Origin of the sequence: Paractinoplanes bogorensis, assembly GCF_018829635.1 — a bacterium.
In the GTDB taxonomy this organism is placed as follows: Bacteria; Actinomycetota; Actinomycetes; order Mycobacteriales; family Micromonosporaceae; genus Actinoplanes; species Actinoplanes bogorensis.
Genome location: NZ_JAHKKG010000007.1, coordinates 326,678 through 344,757, shown reverse-complemented (window position 1 = coordinate 344,757; position 18,080 = coordinate 326,678). Strand labels below are relative to the sequence as shown.

Annotated in this window: 15 protein-coding genes; 3 read left to right on the top strand and 12 right to left on the bottom strand. The window is 71.3% G+C overall.

Annotated elements, in window-relative coordinates; translation table 11 throughout:
- The first annotated feature begins 42 nt into the window (after positions 1-42).
- Complete coding sequence (locus KOI35_RS24020; protein WP_215790250.1) at positions 43-366, top strand: TfoX/Sxy family protein; 324 nt, start codon at positions 43-45, stop codon at positions 364-366.
- 103 nt (positions 367-469) lie between these two features.
- Here KOI35_RS24020 and KOI35_RS24015 read toward each other — a convergent pair whose 3' ends face one another.
- The 7 genes from KOI35_RS24015 to uraD all read right to left on the bottom strand — a co-directional run bounded on the left by KOI35_RS24015 (position 470) and on the right by uraD (position 8,393).
- Entirely contained in the window at positions 470-1,609 is a 1,140-nt protein-coding gene (locus KOI35_RS24015; RefSeq protein ID WP_215790248.1) for a DUF6986 family protein, read from the bottom strand.
- Positions 1,609-3,156, bottom strand: coding sequence for a malate synthase A (aceB, locus tag KOI35_RS24010; protein ID WP_215790246.1), 1,548 nt, complete (start codon positions 3,154-3,156; stop codon positions 1,609-1,611). The genes KOI35_RS24015 and aceB overlap by 1 nt, the downstream gene beginning before the upstream one ends.
- 263 nt (positions 3,157-3,419) lie before the next feature.
- On the bottom strand, positions 3,420-4,913 hold the full coding sequence (locus KOI35_RS24005; RefSeq protein WP_215790244.1) for a DUF1996 domain-containing protein: 1,494 nt from the start codon (positions 4,911-4,913) through the stop codon (positions 3,420-3,422).
- A gap of 357 nt (positions 4,914-5,270) precedes the next feature.
- Positions 5,271-6,671, bottom strand: coding sequence for an 8-oxoguanine deaminase (locus KOI35_RS24000; RefSeq protein WP_215790241.1), 1,401 nt, complete (start codon positions 6,669-6,671; stop codon positions 5,271-5,273).
- On the bottom strand, positions 6,668-7,528 hold the full coding sequence (gene pucL, locus KOI35_RS23995) for a factor-independent urate hydroxylase (RefSeq protein ID WP_215790239.1): 861 nt from the start codon (positions 7,526-7,528) through the stop codon (positions 6,668-6,670). The genes KOI35_RS24000 and pucL overlap by 4 nt, the downstream gene beginning before the upstream one ends.
- 6 nt (positions 7,529-7,534) lie before the next feature.
- Entirely contained in the window at positions 7,535-7,897 is a 363-nt protein-coding gene (uraH, locus tag KOI35_RS23990) for a hydroxyisourate hydrolase (RefSeq protein WP_215790236.1), read from the bottom strand.
- The gene (uraD, locus tag KOI35_RS23985) at positions 7,887-8,393 is read right to left on the bottom strand and encodes a 2-oxo-4-hydroxy-4-carboxy-5-ureidoimidazoline decarboxylase (protein ID WP_215790233.1); all 507 of its coding nucleotides are present in this window, start codon (positions 8,391-8,393) and stop codon (positions 7,887-7,889) included. Before uraD ends, uraH begins: the two co-directional genes overlap by 11 nt.
- Positions 8,394-8,632: 239 nt before the next feature.
- On the opposite strand from uraD, the gene KOI35_RS23980 reads away from it, so the two are divergent.
- Positions 8,633-11,392 carry an ATP-dependent RNA helicase gene (locus KOI35_RS23980; RefSeq protein ID WP_215790843.1) on the top strand — a complete coding sequence of 920 codons (2,760 nt, stop codon included), beginning with the start codon at positions 8,633-8,635 and terminating at the stop codon, positions 11,390-11,392.
- A 59-nt stretch (positions 11,393-11,451) separates the two neighbouring features.
- Here the strand turns inward: KOI35_RS23980 and KOI35_RS23975 are convergent, their stop codons facing one another.
- Positions 11,452-12,144 (bottom strand): HAD family hydrolase, encoded by a 693-nt coding sequence (locus KOI35_RS23975; protein WP_215790231.1) that lies wholly within the window; start codon positions 12,142-12,144, stop codon positions 11,452-11,454.
- A 56-nt stretch (positions 12,145-12,200) separates the two neighbouring features.
- On the opposite strand from KOI35_RS23975, the gene KOI35_RS23970 reads away from it, so the two are divergent.
- Positions 12,201-12,584: a 6-carboxytetrahydropterin synthase gene (locus tag KOI35_RS23970; protein ID WP_215790229.1), complete on the top strand. Its 384-nt coding sequence runs from the start codon at positions 12,201-12,203 to the stop codon at positions 12,582-12,584.
- Positions 12,585-12,640: 56 nt separating this feature from the next.
- On the opposite strand, the gene KOI35_RS23965 is transcribed toward KOI35_RS23970, so the two are convergent.
- The 4 genes from KOI35_RS23965 to KOI35_RS23950 all read right to left on the bottom strand — a co-directional run bounded on the left by KOI35_RS23965 (position 12,641) and on the right by KOI35_RS23950 (position 18,020).
- Entirely contained in the window at positions 12,641-14,953 is a 2,313-nt protein-coding gene (locus KOI35_RS23965; protein WP_215790227.1) for a putative bifunctional diguanylate cyclase/phosphodiesterase, read from the bottom strand.
- A 63-nt stretch (positions 14,954-15,016) separates the two neighbouring features.
- On the bottom strand, positions 15,017-15,739 hold the full coding sequence (locus KOI35_RS23960; RefSeq protein WP_215790225.1) for a PP2C family protein-serine/threonine phosphatase: 723 nt from the start codon (positions 15,737-15,739) through the stop codon (positions 15,017-15,019).
- A gap of 71 nt (positions 15,740-15,810) precedes the next feature.
- Positions 15,811-16,893 carry a hypothetical protein gene (locus KOI35_RS23955; protein ID WP_246613642.1) on the bottom strand — a complete coding sequence of 361 codons (1,083 nt, stop codon included), beginning with the start codon at positions 16,891-16,893 and terminating at the stop codon, positions 15,811-15,813.
- Positions 16,890-18,020, bottom strand: a complete 1,131-nt coding sequence (locus tag KOI35_RS23950; protein WP_215790223.1) for a transporter substrate-binding domain-containing protein — start codon at positions 18,018-18,020, stop codon at positions 16,890-16,892. Before KOI35_RS23950 ends, KOI35_RS23955 begins: the two co-directional genes overlap by 4 nt.
- Positions 18,021-18,080 lie beyond the last annotated feature (60 nt).

Sequence of the window (18,080 nt, the reverse complement as noted above, 5' to 3'; positions counted from 1 at the left end):
GTGAACCGCCTGACCTACGAGGTGCTGCGGTAGGTTGCGGTCATGGCCTACGACGAGGTGCTGGCGCAACGCCTGCGCGACCGCCTCACCGATCCCGCCGTCACCGAGCGCAAGATGTTCGGCGGGCTGGCCTTCTTCACCAACGGCAACATGACGGTGGGCGTCTCACGCGACGAACTGATCGTGCGCCTGGGCGCCCCCGAGATCGCCGCCGCCCTGACCCGTCCGGGCGTCCGCCCGTTCGAGTCGGGCGGACGCGCGATGAAGGGCTGGATCCTGGTCGCCGGCGAACACCTGGACGATCCCGCCCTCGAGGGCTGGCTGGCCGCCGCCTACGACCACGTGAGCACCCTGCCCCCGAAGTAGCCGTCAGCGCGGTCGGACGCCGAAGCGCGGCCGTTCAGCCGCGTGCGGTCGCGGTGTGACGCTTCGCCAGGTCTCGATTCCTGATCACTCCGCGCCCGGACGGTCAGAGGAAGCCGAGCAACTCCTCCCGCGTGTAGGAAGCATCAGTCAGCGCCCCACAATTGAGCCCCCGCAACAGATACCCGGCCAGCGCCCGGGCAGTGGCCGGCTCATCGGCGATCCCGCTGTCGGCCCGCGCGACATACCGCTGCAGTCGAACCACAGCCGCGTCCCGCCCTTCGCGGAAGAACGCGTACGTAGCGGCGAACCGGGTCGGCAACTGCGCCGGATGCAGGTCCCACCCCTGATAGAAGCCGCGTTCCAGCGAACGCGCCACGAGCCGGTGATGAAGCGTCCACGCCTCTTGCACCTCGTGCCGGGTGCCGACCGGCAGCACGTTCGTCGACCCGTCGGACAACCGCACCCCGGTCTGCGCCGCCGCCACCTGCATCACCGACTTGGCGTAGTCGGCCGCCGGATGGTCCATCGCCTGATAGGCGGCGGCAACCCCGGCCGCGGCGCTGTAGTCGTACGTGCCGTAGTGCAGTCCCACGCACCGCCCGCCGGCCGCGGTGATCAGCCGGGCCACCGTCGCGGTGCCGTCGGCCGCGAGCACGGCGGCCGGCAACTCGATCTGGATCTCGAACCGCAGCGTCCCGCCGGCCAGCCCGTACGCGCTCTCCAGCTTCTCCAGCAGCGCGACGAACGCCGCGACCTGGTCGGTCCCGCTCACCTTGGGCAGGGTGATCAGAAACTTGTCGTCCTGATAGGAATCGAGGAACAGGTCGAGCGTCCGCAGCGATCGATGCCGGGTGGCCGCCTCGAGCGACTTCACGCGTACGCCCAAAAAGGGTGGAAGGGACCCCGCCCGCAGGATCGCCGCCGCCTTACGAACCGCCGCATCCTCCTGTTCGTTGTCGCGAACGCCGTAGCCGTCTTCGAAGTCGACGCGCAGATCCTCGATCGGCTCGGTCGCCAGCTTCTCGCGGACGCCCGGCACCGACCACGGGAAGTCGTGCTCGTCCATCACCCGCAGCGCCTCGGCCCCCCACTCGCGGAACCCGTCGAGCCGGTCGGCCGGGATGTAGACGGTGTGCACGGGCTGCCGGTCGGCCCGCTCGCCCGGATAACGCGCGGCCAGGAACGCGTCGTGCGCCGCGAGCCGTTCGTCGGCGTCGTCGTAGTCAGCGTCGGTGAGCCGCATCAGTCGATCGAGTCGTACGCGGCGGTGGTCAGGAAGTCGGCGAAGTCGTCGGCCAGCGCCACCCGCTCGAACAGCTTGCGCGCGTCGTCGAAGCGGCTCTGCGCCCACGCCTCGTCGCCGATCGCCTCGCGGATCTTGGCCAGCTCCTCGTCCTCGATGCGTCCCACGAGGTCGGCGGTGATCTCGGTGCCGTCGGGGAGGCGTACGGAATTGTGAATCCACTGCCAGATCTGCGACCGGGAGATCTCGGCCGTCGCCGCGTCTTCCATCAGGTTGTTGATCGCCACCGCGCCGTTGCCGCGCAGCCACGCCTCCAGGTACTGCAGGCCGACCGAGACGTCGTTGCGCAGGCCGTCCTCGGTCACCTGGCCCGGGGTCGCGGCCACGTTGAGCAGGTCGGCCGCCTCGACCGACACGTCGGGGCGCTGCTTGCCGAGCTGGTTGGGCCGGTCGCCGAGCACCCGGTCGAAGATCTCCACGCAGACCGGCACGAGGTCGGGGTGCGCGACCCAGGAACCGTCGAACCCGTCGCCGGCCTCGCGCTCCTTGTCCTCGCGCACCTTGGCCAGCGCCACCTCGTTGACCGCGGGATCACGCCGGCTCGGGATGAACGCCGCCATGCCGCCCATCGCGAACGCTCCGCGCCGGTGACAGGTCGAGACGAGCAGTTCCGTGTATGCCCGCATGAAGGGCGCGGTCATCGTGACGGAAGCCCGGTCGGGCAGCACCATCGACGGGTTGTCGCGGAAGTATTTGATGATGCTGAACAGGTAGTCCCACCGGCCGGCGTTGAGCCCCGAGATGTGCGGGCGCAACGCGTACAGGATCTCTTCCATCTCGAACGCGGCCGGGATGGTCTCGATCAGCACGGTGGCGCGGATGGTGCCGACCGGGATGCCGAGCGTCTCCTGCGCGTACGTGAAAACGTCGTTCCACAGCGCGGCTTCCTTGTGCGACTCCATCTTGGGCAGGTAGAAGTACGGGCCGCTGCCTCGATCGAGCAGTTCCTGAGCGTTATGGAAGAAGTAGAGCCCGAAGTCGACCAGCGCCCCCACGGCCGGCTCGCCGTCGACCGGCAGATGACGCTCGTCAAGGTGCCAGCCCCGCGGCCGCATCACGATCGTCGGGTAGGGGCCACCCTTCAGCTCGTACGTCTTCTGGGGTGTCTCCAACGTGACCGTGCGCCGGATCGCGTCGTAAAGATTCTGCTGGCCGTCGACGACGTTCGACCAGTGCGGGGTGTTCGCGTCCTCCAGGTCGGCCAGCCACACCTTGGCCCCGGAGTTGAGCGCGTTGATGGTCATCTTGCGCTCGGTCGGGCCGGTGATCTCGACGCGCCGGTCCCGCAGGTCGGCCGGGGCCGGCGGCGCGCTCCACTCGGCGGCGCGGATGTCGGCCGTCTCGGACAGGAAACCGAGCGACCCACCGGCGGCGATCTCGGCCCGGCGGGCGGCGCGGGCCCGCAGCAGCTCGTCGCGGCGCGGCCGGAATCGCCGGTTCAACTCGGCCACGAACGCCACGGCCTGCTCGGACAGGATCTCGGTCATGGGCGACGGCTCCCCTCGATGCGGCTTGCTCCCCTCAAACCGTAGTGGAGTCGGGGTGCCCCGCAACCGGCCTGTGGATAAACGGAACCGCCCACCTCGCGGTCCCTGCGAGATGGGCGGTCCCTGTTACGGGGTGCGGGCGCGGCCGGGGACGGTGGGCGCGCGCCCGCACCGGTTACCTGAATGAGAGTTGTTCAGGACGGGGGCGATCCGGGGCGACCACCTTGCGCTGGGTGCAGCTCGAGGTTGGTCCTGAACAACCCTCAGTGATTGCCGAAGGTGTCGCACTTCGCCTTCTGCACGAGGCAGTCCTTGACCCGGTGGCCGAGGGCCGCGTCCTCCCAGGCGGCGAAGACGTCGCCGTGCATCGAGCTGGCCTTGCCCGAGCTGAGCTCGAAGCCGGCGGCCGAACCCGACGTCGGGTAGCCGATGACGAAGGCGATCGAGGGGATGGCAACCGGGAACTTGCCGCTGCACTTGCCCTGGCCGTCGGCCGGGCCGGTGTGCGACTTGTGGTCGGGGCTGTCCAGGTGGATGCCGTCCCAGCAGTCCGGGAAGGTCAGGTGGAAGGTGATCTCGGCGGTCTTGGCGCACACCGGCCAGTTGCCGTCGGCGCTGCGACCGACCTCGCCACCGGCTCCGGCGCACCAGAACTGCCCGTTGGCACCCTTGGGCGTGTCGACCTGGCGCTTGGCGTCGCCGACGACCATCCGGAAGCCCTGCGGCAGCGGCATGGTCTTGGTCGGGTCGGGCAGGCGCGAGCCGTAGTAGACCGTGACGCCGTGCGGTTCGACCTTCTTGCCGTTCTCGTACAGGCTGGGGATCCAGTACGCCGAGTGGTCCTCGCCCGGCTTGCAGCTCGAACCGGTGTTCTTCAGCAGCGTGTCGGTCGTCGTGAAGGCGTCCGTGGCGTTGTTGCCGAGGAACGAGTGCATGTGCGAGCCGCCCGGCAGGCCCGGCAGCACGATCGGGTCGTCGGCCTTGTTGTGGCTGACGGTGCAGGACGCGTTGAACTCGGCCACCCGGACCGGGTTGCCGGTGATCGCCTTGGGCGTCATCGCGTTGAACTCGGCCAGCTGGGCCTTCCACTTGGCCTGGTCCATCACGACCCAGCCGGCACCCGTGGCGGGCGGCGTCGTCGGAGCCGTCGTCGGGGCGGTGGTCGGCGCGGCGGTCGGCGGCTTCGTGGTCGGCGCCGTCGTCGGGGGCGTGGTCGGCGTCGACGTGGTGCCGCCCAGCGTGAACCAGTTGATGTTCACGAAGTCCGACTTCTGCGCGCTCTTCATCACGGCGAACAGGTTCTGCTTGCCGGTCGGCGCCTTCACGGTGGCGCTCGTGGTGACCCACTTCTGCCAGCCGCCGGTCTTGGCCACCGGGATCGTGGTGAGCAGCGTGCCGGTCTGCGACCCGAGCCGCAGTTCGATCGAGCCGCCGGCCGTGTTGTCCGAGGCGATCCGGGCGGTGACCGTGCTGCCGATGGTCACGTTGTCGTAGCGCAGCCAGTCACCGTTGGCGAGCCAGCCGACGTTCTTGCCGCCGTCCTGGTCACCGGTGCCCTCGGTCTGCGCACCGGACTGGGCCGAGAAGGCCTCGGCCTGCAGCCGTCCGGGGACGTCGGTCTCGGCCGCGTTGGCGTTGGCGATGTAGATGCCACTGCCACCGAGGGCCACGGCGACGGCCGCGCCGAGGGCAACGCGGGTGACGCGACGTCGGGTGCGGGGATTGGGCGGGGCGACGTGGAGTGGGTCAGTCCGCATTTTAATGCTCTCTCGTCTCTGCCATGCTGGGCCGTATCGAGAGCGAGTATGCAGAGGTCAGAGCGTTCTTTCAACGCGTGGAGAAAGAATTAGGAATTGCATTTCCCAGCGCCCCAGGTAGCCGCGATATCGATTCCGAATAACATTTTTCCGCCGAGAAAGCCTTAAGTCTTCCTTAAATACCGGCCGCCACGATGTCACCGCGGAGAGTCAAACCCGTTTCCCGTACGCCGGCAGGCGCTCGCCGTCCCATACGCACGCACCTCCGCCGACCGTTCAACGTTCGCCGTCGAGCAGGCGTCGGTGGGCCCGGGCGGCCTCGCGGGCGAGCGTCTCGGCATCCGCGTGGCCGACCGTTCAACGTTCGCCGTCGAGCAGGCGCCGGTGGGCCCGGGCGGCCTCGCGGGCCAGCGTCTCGGCATCCGCGTGCACGAGTTCGGCCCGCTCGACCACCGGCCGGCCCCCGACCAGCGCCAGCTCGACCGGCGCGGCCGGCCCGAACACAAGTGCCGCGAGCCGATCGTCGATGCCCGCGTGACCGAGCCCGTCGAGCCGCCACACGACCAGGTCGGCCAGCTTGCCCACCTCGAGCGTCCCGATCTCGTCGTCCCGTCCCAGGCAACGCGCCCCGCCCATCGTGCCCAGCCGCAACGCCTCGCGCGCGTTGAGCGCCGTCGGCCCGCCCCGGATCCGCGCCGTGTAGAGCGCCTGCCGCAACTCCTCCCCCAGATGGCTCGCCTCCTGCGAGGCCGAGCCGTCGACCCCGAGCCCGACCGGCACCCGATGGTCGAGCAGCTCACGCACCCGGGCCGCGCCCGCGCCCAGCCGCGCGTTCGAGCTCGGGCAGTGCGCGACGCCGGTGCCGGTGGCGCCCAGCTTGGCGATCGCCGAGTCGTCGAGGTGCACGCCGTGAGCCAGCCACACGTCGTCCCCGAGCCAGCCCAGCCGTTCCGCGTATTCCGTCGGCGTGCAGCCGAACCGCTCCCGGCAGAAGTCTTCCTCGTCGTCGGTCTCGGCCAGATGTGTGTGCAGCCGGACGCCCTTGCGACGGGCCAGCTCGGCCGCCTCGCTCATGAGCCGCTCGGTGACCGAGAACGGCGAACACGGCGCGACCGCGATCCGCAGCATCGAGCCGGGCGACGGGTCGTGCCAGTCGTCGATCGCCTTCTCGGTGGCCGCGAGGGCCTCGTCGGTGCTCTCGACGACGTTGTCGGGCGGCAGGCCGCCGTCCTTGCGCCCGAGGTCCATCGAGCCGCGCGTCGGGTGGAACCGCAGCCCGATCCGCCGCGCTGCCTCGATCTCGGCCGCGAGCACATCGCCGCCCTCGCGCGGGAACACGTAGTGGTGGTCCATCGACGTCGTGCAGCCGGACAACGCCAGCCAGCCCAGCCCGGCCCCGGCCGCCGCACCGACCACGTCGGCGTCGAGCCGGCCCCAGATGGGGTAGAGCGTGGTGAGCCAGCCGAACAGCGTCTCGTCGACCGCCAGCCCCCGGGTCGCCCACTGGTAGAGGTGATGGTGGCTGTTGACCAGCCCCGGCGTCACCAGACACCCCGTCCCGTCGACCCGCCGCACTTCGCCGGCGCCGCCGGCCGCTCCCGCCGCGCCGCCGCCCAGGCCGTCCGGCCCGGTCTGCGGTGCCGGACCGGCTCCGACCGCGAGAATGCGGCCGTCGTCGCCGACCACCACGTGGCCGTCGGCGTGGTAGGTGTCGCCTGCGTCGACCGTGGCGACCGCGACGTTCTCGATGACGATCACGGATACCACTCCGTGATCGCGGGCGGCACGTCGTCGCGGGTCACCGTGCCCTCGATCAGGCCGTAGGGCCGGTCACCGGCGATGAAGACCTCGTTGTCGTTGGTGAGGTCGAACGGCGACAGGTCGACCAGGTAGTGATGCTTGTTGGGCAGCGCGAGCCGGATCTCGGCGATCTCGGACCGGTCGGTGAGCACCTGGCTGCCCATGGCGTAGAGCGTCTGCTGCAGCGAGAGACTGTGCGTCGACACGAACGCCTTCAGCAGCGCGTCGACCACCCCCGCGTACGACTTCGCCCAGTCCCCGTCGTCGTGCAGGTGCCGCCAGCGGGCGTCGACCGCGGTGGCCAGGATGCGGTCGGTCGTCTCGGGCAGCGTCGTGTACTGATCGCGCGGGAACCCGTGGAACTCGGAATTCGTGGAGTTCAGCAGCACCAGCCCCGAGATCCCGCTCACCACCTGACTCTGCTCGACCGTGACGGTGACCTCGACCGTGCGGGTGGAATCGCCCCTACGCTGGAACGAGTGCGGGCCCAGCTGCTCCCAGGCGTACGACTCGATGCCGACCCGGGCCGCCCGGATCTGCGTCTGGGTGTCGACGAAGTGGTGGGCCAGCCGCAGCGCGAACTCCTCGGGCTCGCCGACGCCGTGCTCCTTCGCGAAGGCGTACACCGTGTTCTTCATGGTGTCGGTCGGCAGCACGCCCGAGTTGTCGCCGGTCAGGTGGGTCGCGGCCAGGTCGCCCGAGAGCGCCACGCTGACGTTGAAGTCGGCCAGCGTGTGGGTCTCGCCCTCGCGGCTGACGCGGACCAGCCGCGTCTCGGCCTTGCCGTAGCGGTTTTCTCCGAGCACGATCGCCACGCGCGTTCAGCTCCCTCGGTAGGTCGTGTATCCGTAACGGCTCAGCAGCAGCGGCACGTGGTAGTGCCGCTCGGGGTCGCGGACGTGGAAGGCGACCGTGATCTCCGGGAAGAAGCAGTCGTCACCGAGGTAGGGCTCGACGTAGAAGGACAGCCGGTAGCCGCCCGCCTGCCAGTCGTGCATCGGCACCCGGTAGCGCAGCCGGCCGTCGTCGTCCGTGCGCCCCTCGGCGATCGTCCCCCACCCCTCGGAGTCGCGTCGCTCCAATCGCACATAAACATCACGGGCCGGCTCGCCGCTCATCGTGTCGAGGATGTGCGTCGAGATCTTGGCGTGGAACTCCGGGGCCGTGCCGTCGTCAGAGGGCATCGAGCACCCGTTCCAGTCGCAGCAGCGCGATCCGGCGCAGCTGATCGGTGACCACACCGCGCTCGGTGGCCTCGTCGTTGGTGATCCGCTGACGGGCGGCGGCGAGGATCTCCTCCTGCGTGCGCCCGCTCGCGAAGATCAGAAAGACATGACCGAACCTTTCCTCGTACGCCCGGTTCGCCTCGATCAACGCAGCCTTGGTCACCTCGTCGGCGCTCCGGGCCGCGGCCGACTGCTCACGCCGTGACCAGGCGGCCTCCTTCGACTCGCCGGCCGCACGCTCGCCGATGCGCGGGTGCGCGGACAGGCCGGCCAGCACGTCGGCCCAGCTCAGCTCACGCGCGGCGGCGTCGGCCGCGGCCAGCACGTCGGCCCGGCCCCCGTACGGCCGCTTGGCGATGATCGCGGCACCCCACGCGGGCGCGGCGAGGCAGGCGAGGAGATCGTCCTCGAGACGGGCGGCGGGCAGCGAGTTGAACACCTCGACCGCGTCCATCAGCACCCCTTCCTGTGTCGATCAGTCAAGCAGGCCCGCACGGGACCCGTGAGTCTTTGCGCCGGGATTTAACACACCGCACACGTCGAGTCATGCGGCATGTCCGGTTTCCCGGCCATCTCGGCGAGGGACACCCTGCCACGCCGCACCGACATTTTCCCGGCGCCTGTGGATAACCAGAGTTGTCCACAGGCGCCGGGAGAACTGTCGGACCCGTCGGTCAGGATGGTCGCGTGCTCATCGCCGACGACGCCCTGCCCGACCTTCCGATCCGCCCGGTCCTGCCGCGGGTCCGCGAGGTGCTGTCCGGCGGCGGCTCGGCGGTGCTGGTGGCGCCACCCGGCACCGGCAAGACGACCCTGGTGCCGCTCGCCCTGCCCGGCCGGGTGGTCGTGGCCGAGCCCCGCCGCCTGGCCGCCCGGGCCGCCGCCCGCCGCATGGCCGCGCTGCTCGGCGAACGCGTCGGCGGCCAGGTCGGCTACACGGTCCGCGGCGATCGCCAGGTCTCCCGCCAGACCCGGGTCGAGGTGGTGACGACCGGCGTCCTCGTTCGTCGTCTTCAGCGCGACCCCGAGCTGGCCGGCACGTCCGTGGTCGTGCTCGACGAGTGCCACGAGCGCCACCTCGACACCGACCTCGCCCTGGCGTTCCTGATCGAGGTGCGCGCCGCCCTGCGTGACGACCTGAGCCTGCTCGCCACCTCGGCCACGGCCGACGCGGGCCGGCTGGCCGAGGTGCTCGGCGCGGCGCCGGTGGTCGCGGCGTCGGCCCGGCAGTTCCCGGTGGCCGAGCATTGGGCCCCTCCGACCGGCCCCATCTCGCCGCCGCTGGGTCTGCGGGTCGACCCCCGCCTGCTCGACCACGTGGCCGCCACGACCCGGCGCGCACTGTCCGAGGGCGACGGCGACGTGCTGGTCTTCCTCCCCGGCGCACGAGAGATCGACGCCGTGGCCGGTCGGCTCGTCGGCGTCGACGCCGACGTGATCCCCCTGCACGGCCGCCAGCCCGGCGCGGTGCAGGATGCGGCGCTGCGCCCCGGTCCCCGGCGCCGCGTGGTGCTGGCGACGGCGGTGGCCGAGAGCAGCCTGACCGTCCCGGGCGTACGCGCGGTGGTCGACGCCGGGCTCAGCCGGGTCCCCCGCATGGACCATGCCCGTGGCCTGGGCGCCCTGGCCACCGTGCCGGTCTCCCGCGCCGCCGCCGTGCAGCGAGCGGGCCGTGCCGGGCGCGAGGCTCCTGGCCGGGTCTACCGCTGCTGGTCCCCCGCCCAGCACGACCGCCTCCCGGCCCAGCCCGAGTCCGAGATCTCCGCCGCCGACCTGACCGGCTTCGCCCTCGACCTCGCCCTGTGGGGCCACCCCGACGGCACCGGCCTTTCCCTGCCCGACCAGCCCCCACCCGGCGCCCTGCAGTCGGCCGTCTCCACGCTGCACGACTTGGGCGCCGTCGACGCCGAGGGCCGGATCACCGCCCGCGGCCGCGCCCTGGCCGACGCCGGCCTGCATCCCCGGCTGGCCCGGGCCTTGCTCGACGGCGCTCCCCTGGTCGGCGCCCGCCGGGCGGCCGAGATCGTGGCCCTCCTCGACGACGACCGCGCCGCCACCGACGACCTGACCGCCGCGTGGCGCCGAGCCCGCGGCAGCAAAGACCCGTCCTGGCGCACCGAGGTGGGCCGCCTGACCGCCGCACTGCACCGAAACCCAGCCGACGAAACAGTCCCCGACGTCACCGACGCCGCCGCCGCCGTCTCCAACCCCGACCCAGCCCCGGAGCCGACGACGAGCGGCGATCCCACACCAGGCACGCCACCCGAAGAACGGCCGCTGACGTCCGGGGACAGCCGGGCCGACATGCGGCCGGACGACTCAGCGGCCACACGCAGCCAGACCGGCGCGCGGCTGGCCCAGCCCGCGGACGGGCGCGGCCAGACCGCTGGGCAGACCGACGAGCGGGCAGCCGGACGCGGCCAGACCAGCCCGCAGTCCAACGAGCAGGCAACCGGGCGCGGTCGGGGCGGCGGGCTGCCGGATGATCTGGCGGCGGGGCTGGTCGTGGGGCTGGCCTATCCGGAGCGGGTGGCCCGGGTGCGGGTGGCCGGTGGCCGCGACTATCTGATGGCGGGCGGGACAGCGGCCGAGCTGGGAGCGGGCAGCGGGCTGGCCGGGGTGGAGTGGCTGGCCATCTCCTCGGCGGATCGGGCGGCGGGAGCTCGGACGGCGCGGGTCCGGGCGGCGGTGCCGCTCGACGAGGCGACCGCGATCGAGGCGGCGGGCACGCTGCTCGCCGACGCCACCGAGATCGGCTGGGTGGACGGGGATGTCGTGGCGCGCACGGTTCGGCGGCTCGGGGCGATCACGTTGGTCGAGCGGCGGATCACCGACCCCGATCGCGGTCTGGTGCGGAGTGCGCTGCTCGACGGGCTGCGTCGCGAGGGGCTGAGCCTGTTGAGCTGGTCGCGCGGAGCGATCGAGCTGCGGGAACGGCTGGCCTTCGCGCATGCCGCGCTGGGCGAGCCGTGGCCCGACGTGTCCGACGCGGCGCTGCTCGACCGCGCCGACGACTGGCTCGAGCTGGGCAACGCTCGCCGTCGCGCCGACCTGAGCCGGGTCGACGTCGCATCGGGCCTGCGCCGCCTGCTGCCGTGGTCGGTGGCCGGCCGTCTCGACGAGGTGGCGCCCGAACGGCTGCCGGTACCGAGCGGTTCGAAGGTCCGGGTCGACTACGCCGACGCCGAGTCGCCGGTGCTGGCCGTGAAAGTGCAGGAGGCGTTCGGCTGGCGCGACGCCCCGAGGCTGGCCGACGGTCGCGTTCCCGTCCTGCTGCACCTGCTCTCCCCGGCCGGTCGCCCGGTCGCCGTCACGCGTGATCTGGCCTCGTTCTGGCAACAGGGCTATCCCCAGGTGCGAGCCGAGCTGCGCGGCCGCTACCCACGTCACCCCTGGCCCGAAGACCCGACCACCGCCGAGCCCACCCGCCGCACCAACCCACGCTCCCGATGACCCGTCCGCGATCCCGGGGACGGGCCCCGAGGCGGTCCCGGGTCCGGGCCCCGAGGCGATCAACCGACCATCCGCAGAACCATGCCCAGACCGTGCACCGGGCCATCCGTACGGGGAAGGATCAACGTTCGAATCTTCAACGGGGTGCCGCCGACGTCGTCTCGGGGGCTGTCCCCGACCATCAGGGTGCGGTGACCCGCGACGCCGAGCAGTTCGAGCGTGTGGGCATAGACGGCCGGGTCCGGCTTGACCAGGCCGACCTCGAACGACAGCACCACGCCGTCGAGCAGAGCACCCAGCCCGGTCCGATCGAGGTGCGGACGGATGTCGATCCCGATGTTGGACAGCACCACGATCCGGATGCCACGCGACTTCAGTTCCCGCAGGACGGGCACGGCGTCGTCGAAGGGTGCCCACTGATCCGGCATCACCGCGTACAACGCGGCGATCAGGTCGGGTTTGACGCCGGGGCACAGGGCGACGGTCCGGCTGAAGACCTCCCGGTGCCGATCCTGACTGAGGTCGCGCTCGCTACGGGGATCGATGGTGTGGGCGTGCTGCCAGATCTGGTCCAGGTGCGCGCGCAGGGCGATGAGCCGCTCCGGGCTGAGATCCGGCCGGCCGGCGTCGGACTCAGTCAGATGACGCAGAGCGTCGTCGATCCAGCGACCGGCGTCGCCACCCCCGACCAGCGTGGCGTGGAAGTCGAAGATGACTCCCTCGATCGGTTCGGGCATTCCGTTGGTCAGCATGCCGAACCCTATCCGCCCACCCGGGACGCCGGGCAGCGCTCGACAAGGAGGTCGGAATGAGCTACGTGGTCGAGGTGGAGCGCCGGTTCCGGGCCGTGCAGGGGCTGGCGTCGCCGGTGCGGGCTCAGCGTGGGCTGTCGCTGCTGAAGAAGTCCGGGAACGGTGTCGAGGTCGTCGTGCGGGTGGGTGTCGCGTTCGAGGACGAGCAGCTCACCGAGCGCGGCTGGTTCTTCGACACCGACGCGGCGGCCGTCGAGCTCGCGGAGTGTTGTGCGGAGCTCGAGCGTCGTCCGTGGACCGAGGTGTTCGAGTTCCGGCCGACGTTCGAGCTGGTCGCCCGGCATCTGTACGGGCGCCTCGTGGAGCGGCTTCCCCAGGTCGCCTACGTCGAGATCACCGACATCGACTTCGGCGTCACCACGCGATACCGCGCCGGCTGAGACCCGCGACGCTCCCAGCCCAGCCCGCCGCCACGCAGTCGAGCCAGACGACGGCCTTAGGAGGCCAGGTGGGCGGCCGAGGACGGTGGGCGGTGCTGGGCCGGAATGACGGGCCTCTGCAAGCGGTGCAAGGGCCCGGGCTGCCCGAACAGATAGCCCTGCCCCAGCGGACACCCCACCGTGGCCAGGGCGTGGGCCCGCGACGGCGTCTCGATGCCCTCGGCCACCACCACGATGTCGAGGTCGGTGCAGATGGCCAGCACCGACCGGCACAGGGCCTCGACCCGGTCGGGGGCGATGTCGACGTCGGTCAGGGTGGCGTCCAGCTTCACGATGTCGACCGGCAGGGAGTGCAGCTGGGCCAGCGCGTTGAAGCCGCTCCCGAAGTCGTCCAGGGCGATCCGCACGCCGTGGGCTCGTAGGCGGGTCGCCACGTCGGCGGCCAGGGCCAGGTCTTTGATCCGGCTGGTCTCGGTGATCTCGAGGACCAGGCGGGACGGGGGCAGGCCGGTGCGGGCCAGGGCCCCGGCCACCGATTCCTCCAGTCCGGCCTGGCCCAGGCGGACCGCGGAGACGTTCACGTGCATGTCGATCGGACGGCCGTAGAGCATCGCCAGGGCCGCCGCGTCGGTGCAGGCCTGGTCGAGCACGAAGTCGTCGATCGCCGCGACCAGGCCGGTGCGTTCGGCGACCGACACGAACACGTCGGGGTGCACCGGGCCCGCCACCGGCGACGTCCAGCGGGCCAGGGCCTCGACCGCGACCGTGGCGCCGTCGGTGAAGCGGACGATCGGCTGGTAGAAGACCTCGAAGCCGGCCGCCTCGGGCCGGCCCGAGGCGAGGGCCTGGGCCAGCAGGTGGGGCAGGTCGGCGTGGGGTCCACCGTCGCCCCGGCCGGTGTAGCGGGCCATCGCGCCCTTGCCGCGCCGCTTGCTCGAATACATCGCGGCGTCGGCCCGGCGCAGCAGCGCGTCGGCGGTCAGGGTCTCGCCGGGTTCGGAGACGACCAAGCCGATGCTGGCGCCGACCCCGACGGTGTGGCCGTCGATCTCGAACGGTTCGCGCAGCGCGGCCAGGATGCGGTGACCCGCCGGTTCGGCGTCGGCCGGGGTGTGGTCGAGCAGCACCGCGAACTCGTCGCCGCCGAGCCGGGCGACCAGGTCGTCGGGGGACACGCAGCCTTGCATCCGGTCGCCGATCGCGCGCAGCACCCGGTCGCCCATGGCGTGGCCGAAGCTGTCGTTGATCAGCTTGAAGTCGTCGAGGTCGGCGAAGAGGACCGCCACCGGGCGGGTGCCGAGGGCCGCGGTGAGACGTTCGCGGAACAGGGCGCGGTTGGCCAGCCCGGTCAGCGGGTCGTGGTATGCCTGATGGTGCAGCCGCCGCTGCCCCTCCGACACCCGGTCGAGAAGCACCGTGTTGTCGACGATGGTGAACATCTGCCGGGCCACGACCAGGCCCAGACCCAACCAGCCGAGGTAGGCCTCGAACGGCGTGAGCGGGTTACCCGCCCCCGTGTTGATCGCGATCATGACGCCGGTCGCGGTCACCGGCACGTACGGGAGAAGCAGGTGGAGCCACTCGCGGTCACCGGCGTCGGGCGCAGCCTCCAGGGTCGACGGGGACGGCGCGGAGAGCGCCGCGATCGCGAGCAGCGCCGGGCCGAGCAGGTGCCCGGCGGTCTCCCAGGGTGGCAGCGGCCCGTCGGCCAGGTGGATCAGCCGGAAGGTGTCGGTGACCCCGAACGCGACCACGGCCAGGCCGCCGAGCGCCAGCGGTTTGCGGGCGGCCCGGGAGTCGGGCCGGGTGAGCAGCAGGAGCACCGCCATGGTGGCGAGCACGAGGTCGGCGATCGGGTAGGCCGCGGCGGCCACGATGAGCGAGGTGGGCTGGCCGTCCCACCGGAACCAGTCGCGCGGGACCACCGTGTAGGTCAGGGCGAGCAGCGAGCCCGCGATCAGCACGCTGTCGATGATCAGGGCGATCTGGTCGCGGCGGGCCGAGGTGGGCACCGGCCGGGGCCGGGTGAACGGGGCGACCAGCAGGACCGCCAGCAGGGACGCGGGCAGGATGAAGAACCCGATGTCGGACATCATGGTGATGGTCCGGTCGGGCACGATGAGATCCTGGATCACCCACCACAGCCGGTTGAGCGCCCAGCCGGCCAGGCCGATGCCGGCGAAGATCCGCCAGCGACGTTGCAGGCCGGTCCGGCGGCGGGCCGCCGCGAAGCAGACCGAGGCCGCGACCGCGCCCACGATCAGTTGCGCGGCGTCCGCGTAGAGACGCCACCACGACGGCCCGGCGAACACGCCGAGCACCGTCACCCCTGCGACGATCGCCAGCGTGACCAGGAGTCGCGCTGTCATCATCACCACCAAAAGAGCTGAGCGGCTGTAACCTACCGCAGCCACGGGCGAGACGTAGAGTGCTCAGTCCCCGGCTGTCAGATCGGCGACAATCACCGTGACGTTGTCGGGGCCGCCGCCGCGCAGGGCGAGGTCGATGAGCCGCTCGCAGCACGACTTGGGGTCGTCGGCCGAGAGCATCTCCTGCTCGATGGTCTCGTTGGTGACCACGGCGGTGAGGCCGTCGCTGCACAGCAGCCACCGGTCGCCCGGCTCGGGCTCGACGATCACGTAGGCCGGGCTGACCGGCTCGCCCTGCAGCACGCGGGTGACCACCGAGCGGCGCGGGTGCCCGGCGACCTCTTCGGGCTTGATCAGGCCCTGGTCGACGAGCATCTGGACGTACGTGTCGTCTTTGGTCAGCTGGTTGAGCCGGCCGTCGCGCAGCAGGTAGGCCCGGGAGTCGCCGACGTGGGCCATGGCGGCCCGGCTGCCCGAGAAGATGACCGCGGTGAGCGTCGTGCCCATGCCCTGCAGAGCGTTGTCGGCCTCGACCTGTTCGGCGATCCGGCCGTTGGCGTTCTCGAGCGCCTTGTGCAGGGCGTCCATCTGCTGGTCGTTCTCGATCGGCACGTCGAGCGGCGTCATCGCCTCGATGGCGACGCGGCTGGCGAGGTCACCGGCGGCCGCTCCACCCATGCCGTCGGCGACGACGAGGAGGCGGTCACCGGCGTAGTAACAGTCCTCGTTGTTGCTCCGGACATGTCCTTGATCGGTGCCGGCGGCCCACCGCAGGTGCAAGGTCATGGCGTGCAGCTTCCCAGATCATCGCAACCCTGTCTGCACGCGGTCGGCGGCGCGCCGTCGGCAGTCCGGGTTTAGTTCGTCTTTTGGGTGGTCGCAGGGTTGGCGGGCGGGGTGGTCGGAGAGGGACTGGGGCGGGGATTCATGGGCCGGCCGAGGCACCGGGGATCGACCTCGGTCACCGGGCGGGTCGGCGCGATCCACGAGAGTACCGATTCGGACAACGCCCAGCCACGGACCTCGACCACGCTTTCCGGCGGCCGTACGGGCTCGGGGCAGAGCGTCTTGGAACGTACTTGGTCGTTGGGGAGGAACGTTACCTGTCCCCCGCTGCGCAACACAGTCGTCGACGTGTCATCCACGCTGATCAACTGCCCGCGTACCACCTTCACGGCGCCGTCTTCCGGCCCGACCTCGACGGCGCTGTTCGGCAGCACCGGCGCCCGCAGGAAGACCACGCCGATGACCAGCGGCGCGACCAGCGCGGCGGCGACGGCCGGCCAGTGCGTGACGAGCCGCGCCGCCCACCCCGGCACACCACCCGTGAGCAGCGGCCCGAGCAGCGGCGGCACGCCCAGCATCAGGGCCGTCGAGGTCTCGCCGGTGCGCAGCGCCTCGACGATGCCGGGCCATACGAAGATCAGCACGATCGCGCCGACCAGGATCGGGACGCCGAGCTGGATCCACACCATGAGCCAGCGCTCGCCGCCGCGGAACCGTTGCGCCGCGGTCAGCCCGAGGATCGCCACGACCAGCATGGCCAGGGTCGGCAGCAGGCGGAGCTGCCAGGTGAAGCCGGCCAGCATCGCGGCCAGCAGCACGACCCAGTCCGGCATCCGCAGCGCGGTCACCGCGAGCAGCGAGCGGCCCGCGTCGTCCGGGGTGCTGACCAGCAGGATGCCGCCGAGCAGTCGGAGCACCAGGATCACGGCCGGGATGGTCCAGATCAGCGTGATGAAGAGCGCGCTGATCATGCCGAGCGGCGAGATGTACTGCACCAGCAGCAGCATCGTGGGCAGGTCTTGGCGGCTGAGGTACCAGAGTCGCAGCACGAGTAGCACCAGCGGGAACGCCGGCAGCACGGTGAGCAGCCAGTTGAGCTGGGCCCGGCGCCGGCGGGGCACGATCGGGGCGCCCTTGGTGAAGACGTCGCTCATCGGAACACGTCTTCCCAGGGCAGTTCCCGTACGTCCGGACGGGTCGGCCGCGGTTGCTGGGCGATCGCGATCGGCGTCTTGCCGTTCAGTTTCGTCTCGGACTGCAGGTTCCGCTGGTACGCCTTCTCCCAGCGGTCGTCCGCAGGGTCGTAGTACGAGCGGTAGAGCGTCAGGTCGACGAGTTTCTTCAGCGCCTCGTTCTCGCCGACGTTCACCCCGTACGACTCGGTCTCGTCGAGCCCGAGGTCCCAGTGGTCGAACTCCTTGGGTGACTGCGCCTTGAACCCGGCCAGGATCGCCGCGTCGGTCGAGACCGCTTTCACCGTGCCGGCCCGCAGGTCGGCGATGCACTCACGCATCCGGTTGCGGCTGATCACATCGGCACCGGCCCGCTCGAGCGCGCTGGCGCTGGTGGCCGTGGAGAGCGAGCAGACCCGCTCGCCCTTGAGATCGCGCAGCGTCGAGATCGGCTTGTGCTTGCCCGTGAGGGTGAGCACCGACTGCTCGGTGAAGAGGTATGGCTCCGAGAACGTGACGTCCTTGCGGGCCTCCCGGTCGGCCGTGATGCTGTAGCTGGCGATCACCATCTTGACCGGCACCCGGTTGCCCTTGAGGTCGACCGCCTGCATGCGGGCGCGGTCCTCGCTCTCCATCCCGTAGAACCGCACGTCGTCCCGGCGGAAGCCCAGATCTTCGGCGACCATGTACGCGATGTCGATGTCGAAGCCGCTCCACACCCCGTTCTCGTCGCGGATCGCCGTGCCCGGCTGGTCGTCCTTGACCCCGATCGGCAGCACGGTCCAGGTGTCCACGCCGGCCTGGGCGCGCAGCTCGGCGACCGACGGCGGCCCGCTGCCGAAGACCCGGACCAGGGCCAGCCCGAGCGTGAGCACCAGCGCCAGCCCGAGCGCGGCGAGCCGGAACATGGCCAGGTTGAACCGCGGTGGCGGATCGATCAGCGGTTCCGGCTCGGGCGGGGGCAGCCGCCGGTCGAACGCCTCCCGCTCGGCGACGTCCTGCACCGCGATGTCTTCGGCCGTGCCCTCCGGCCCCGCGGGCGTACGCCGCCGCAGCGGCCAGGCGAACCGGCCCGACGTCCCGTTGCGCCCGCTGCCCATGTCGGACATTGCCCCACCCCCCAGTCGTGGCGGGCCAATAGTGCCCCACGAATGTCACAGGGTGAGTTC

Bases quoted from the DNA above. Each gene is read 5' to 3' on its own strand.
- KOI35_RS24020 (WP_215790250.1), top strand. From the start codon at position 43: ATGGCCTACGACGAGGTGCTGGCGCAACGCCTGCGCGACCGCCTCACC.
- KOI35_RS24015 (WP_215790248.1), bottom strand. From the start codon at position 1,609: ATGCGGCTCACCGACGCTGACTACGACGACGCCGACGAACGGCTCGCG.
- aceB (WP_215790246.1), bottom strand. From the start codon at position 3,156: ATGACCGAGATCCTGTCCGAGCAGGCCGTGGCGTTCGTGGCCGAGTTG.
- KOI35_RS24005 (WP_215790244.1), bottom strand. From the start codon at position 4,913: ATGCGGACTGACCCACTCCACGTCGCCCCGCCCAATCCCCGCACCCGA.
- uraH (WP_215790236.1), bottom strand. From the start codon at position 7,897: ATGCCCTCTGACGACGGCACGGCCCCGGAGTTCCACGCCAAGATCTCG.
- uraD (WP_215790233.1), bottom strand. From the start codon at position 8,393: ATGGACGCGGTCGAGGTGTTCAACTCGCTGCCCGCCGCCCGTCTCGAG.
- KOI35_RS23975 (WP_215790231.1), bottom strand. From the start codon at position 12,144: ATGCTGACCAACGGAATGCCCGAACCGATCGAGGGAGTCATCTTCGAC.
- KOI35_RS23970 (WP_215790229.1), top strand. From the start codon at position 12,201: ATGAGCTACGTGGTCGAGGTGGAGCGCCGGTTCCGGGCCGTGCAGGGG.
- KOI35_RS23965 (WP_215790227.1), bottom strand. From the start codon at position 14,953: ATGACAGCGCGACTCCTGGTCACGCTGGCGATCGTCGCAGGGGTGACG.
- KOI35_RS23960 (WP_215790225.1), bottom strand. From the start codon at position 15,739: ATGACCTTGCACCTGCGGTGGGCCGCCGGCACCGATCAAGGACATGTC.
- KOI35_RS23955 (WP_246613642.1), bottom strand. From the start codon at position 16,893: ATGAGCGACGTCTTCACCAAGGGCGCCCCGATCGTGCCCCGCCGGCGC.
- KOI35_RS23950 (WP_215790223.1), bottom strand. From the start codon at position 18,020: ATGTCCGACATGGGCAGCGGGCGCAACGGGACGTCGGGCCGGTTCGCC.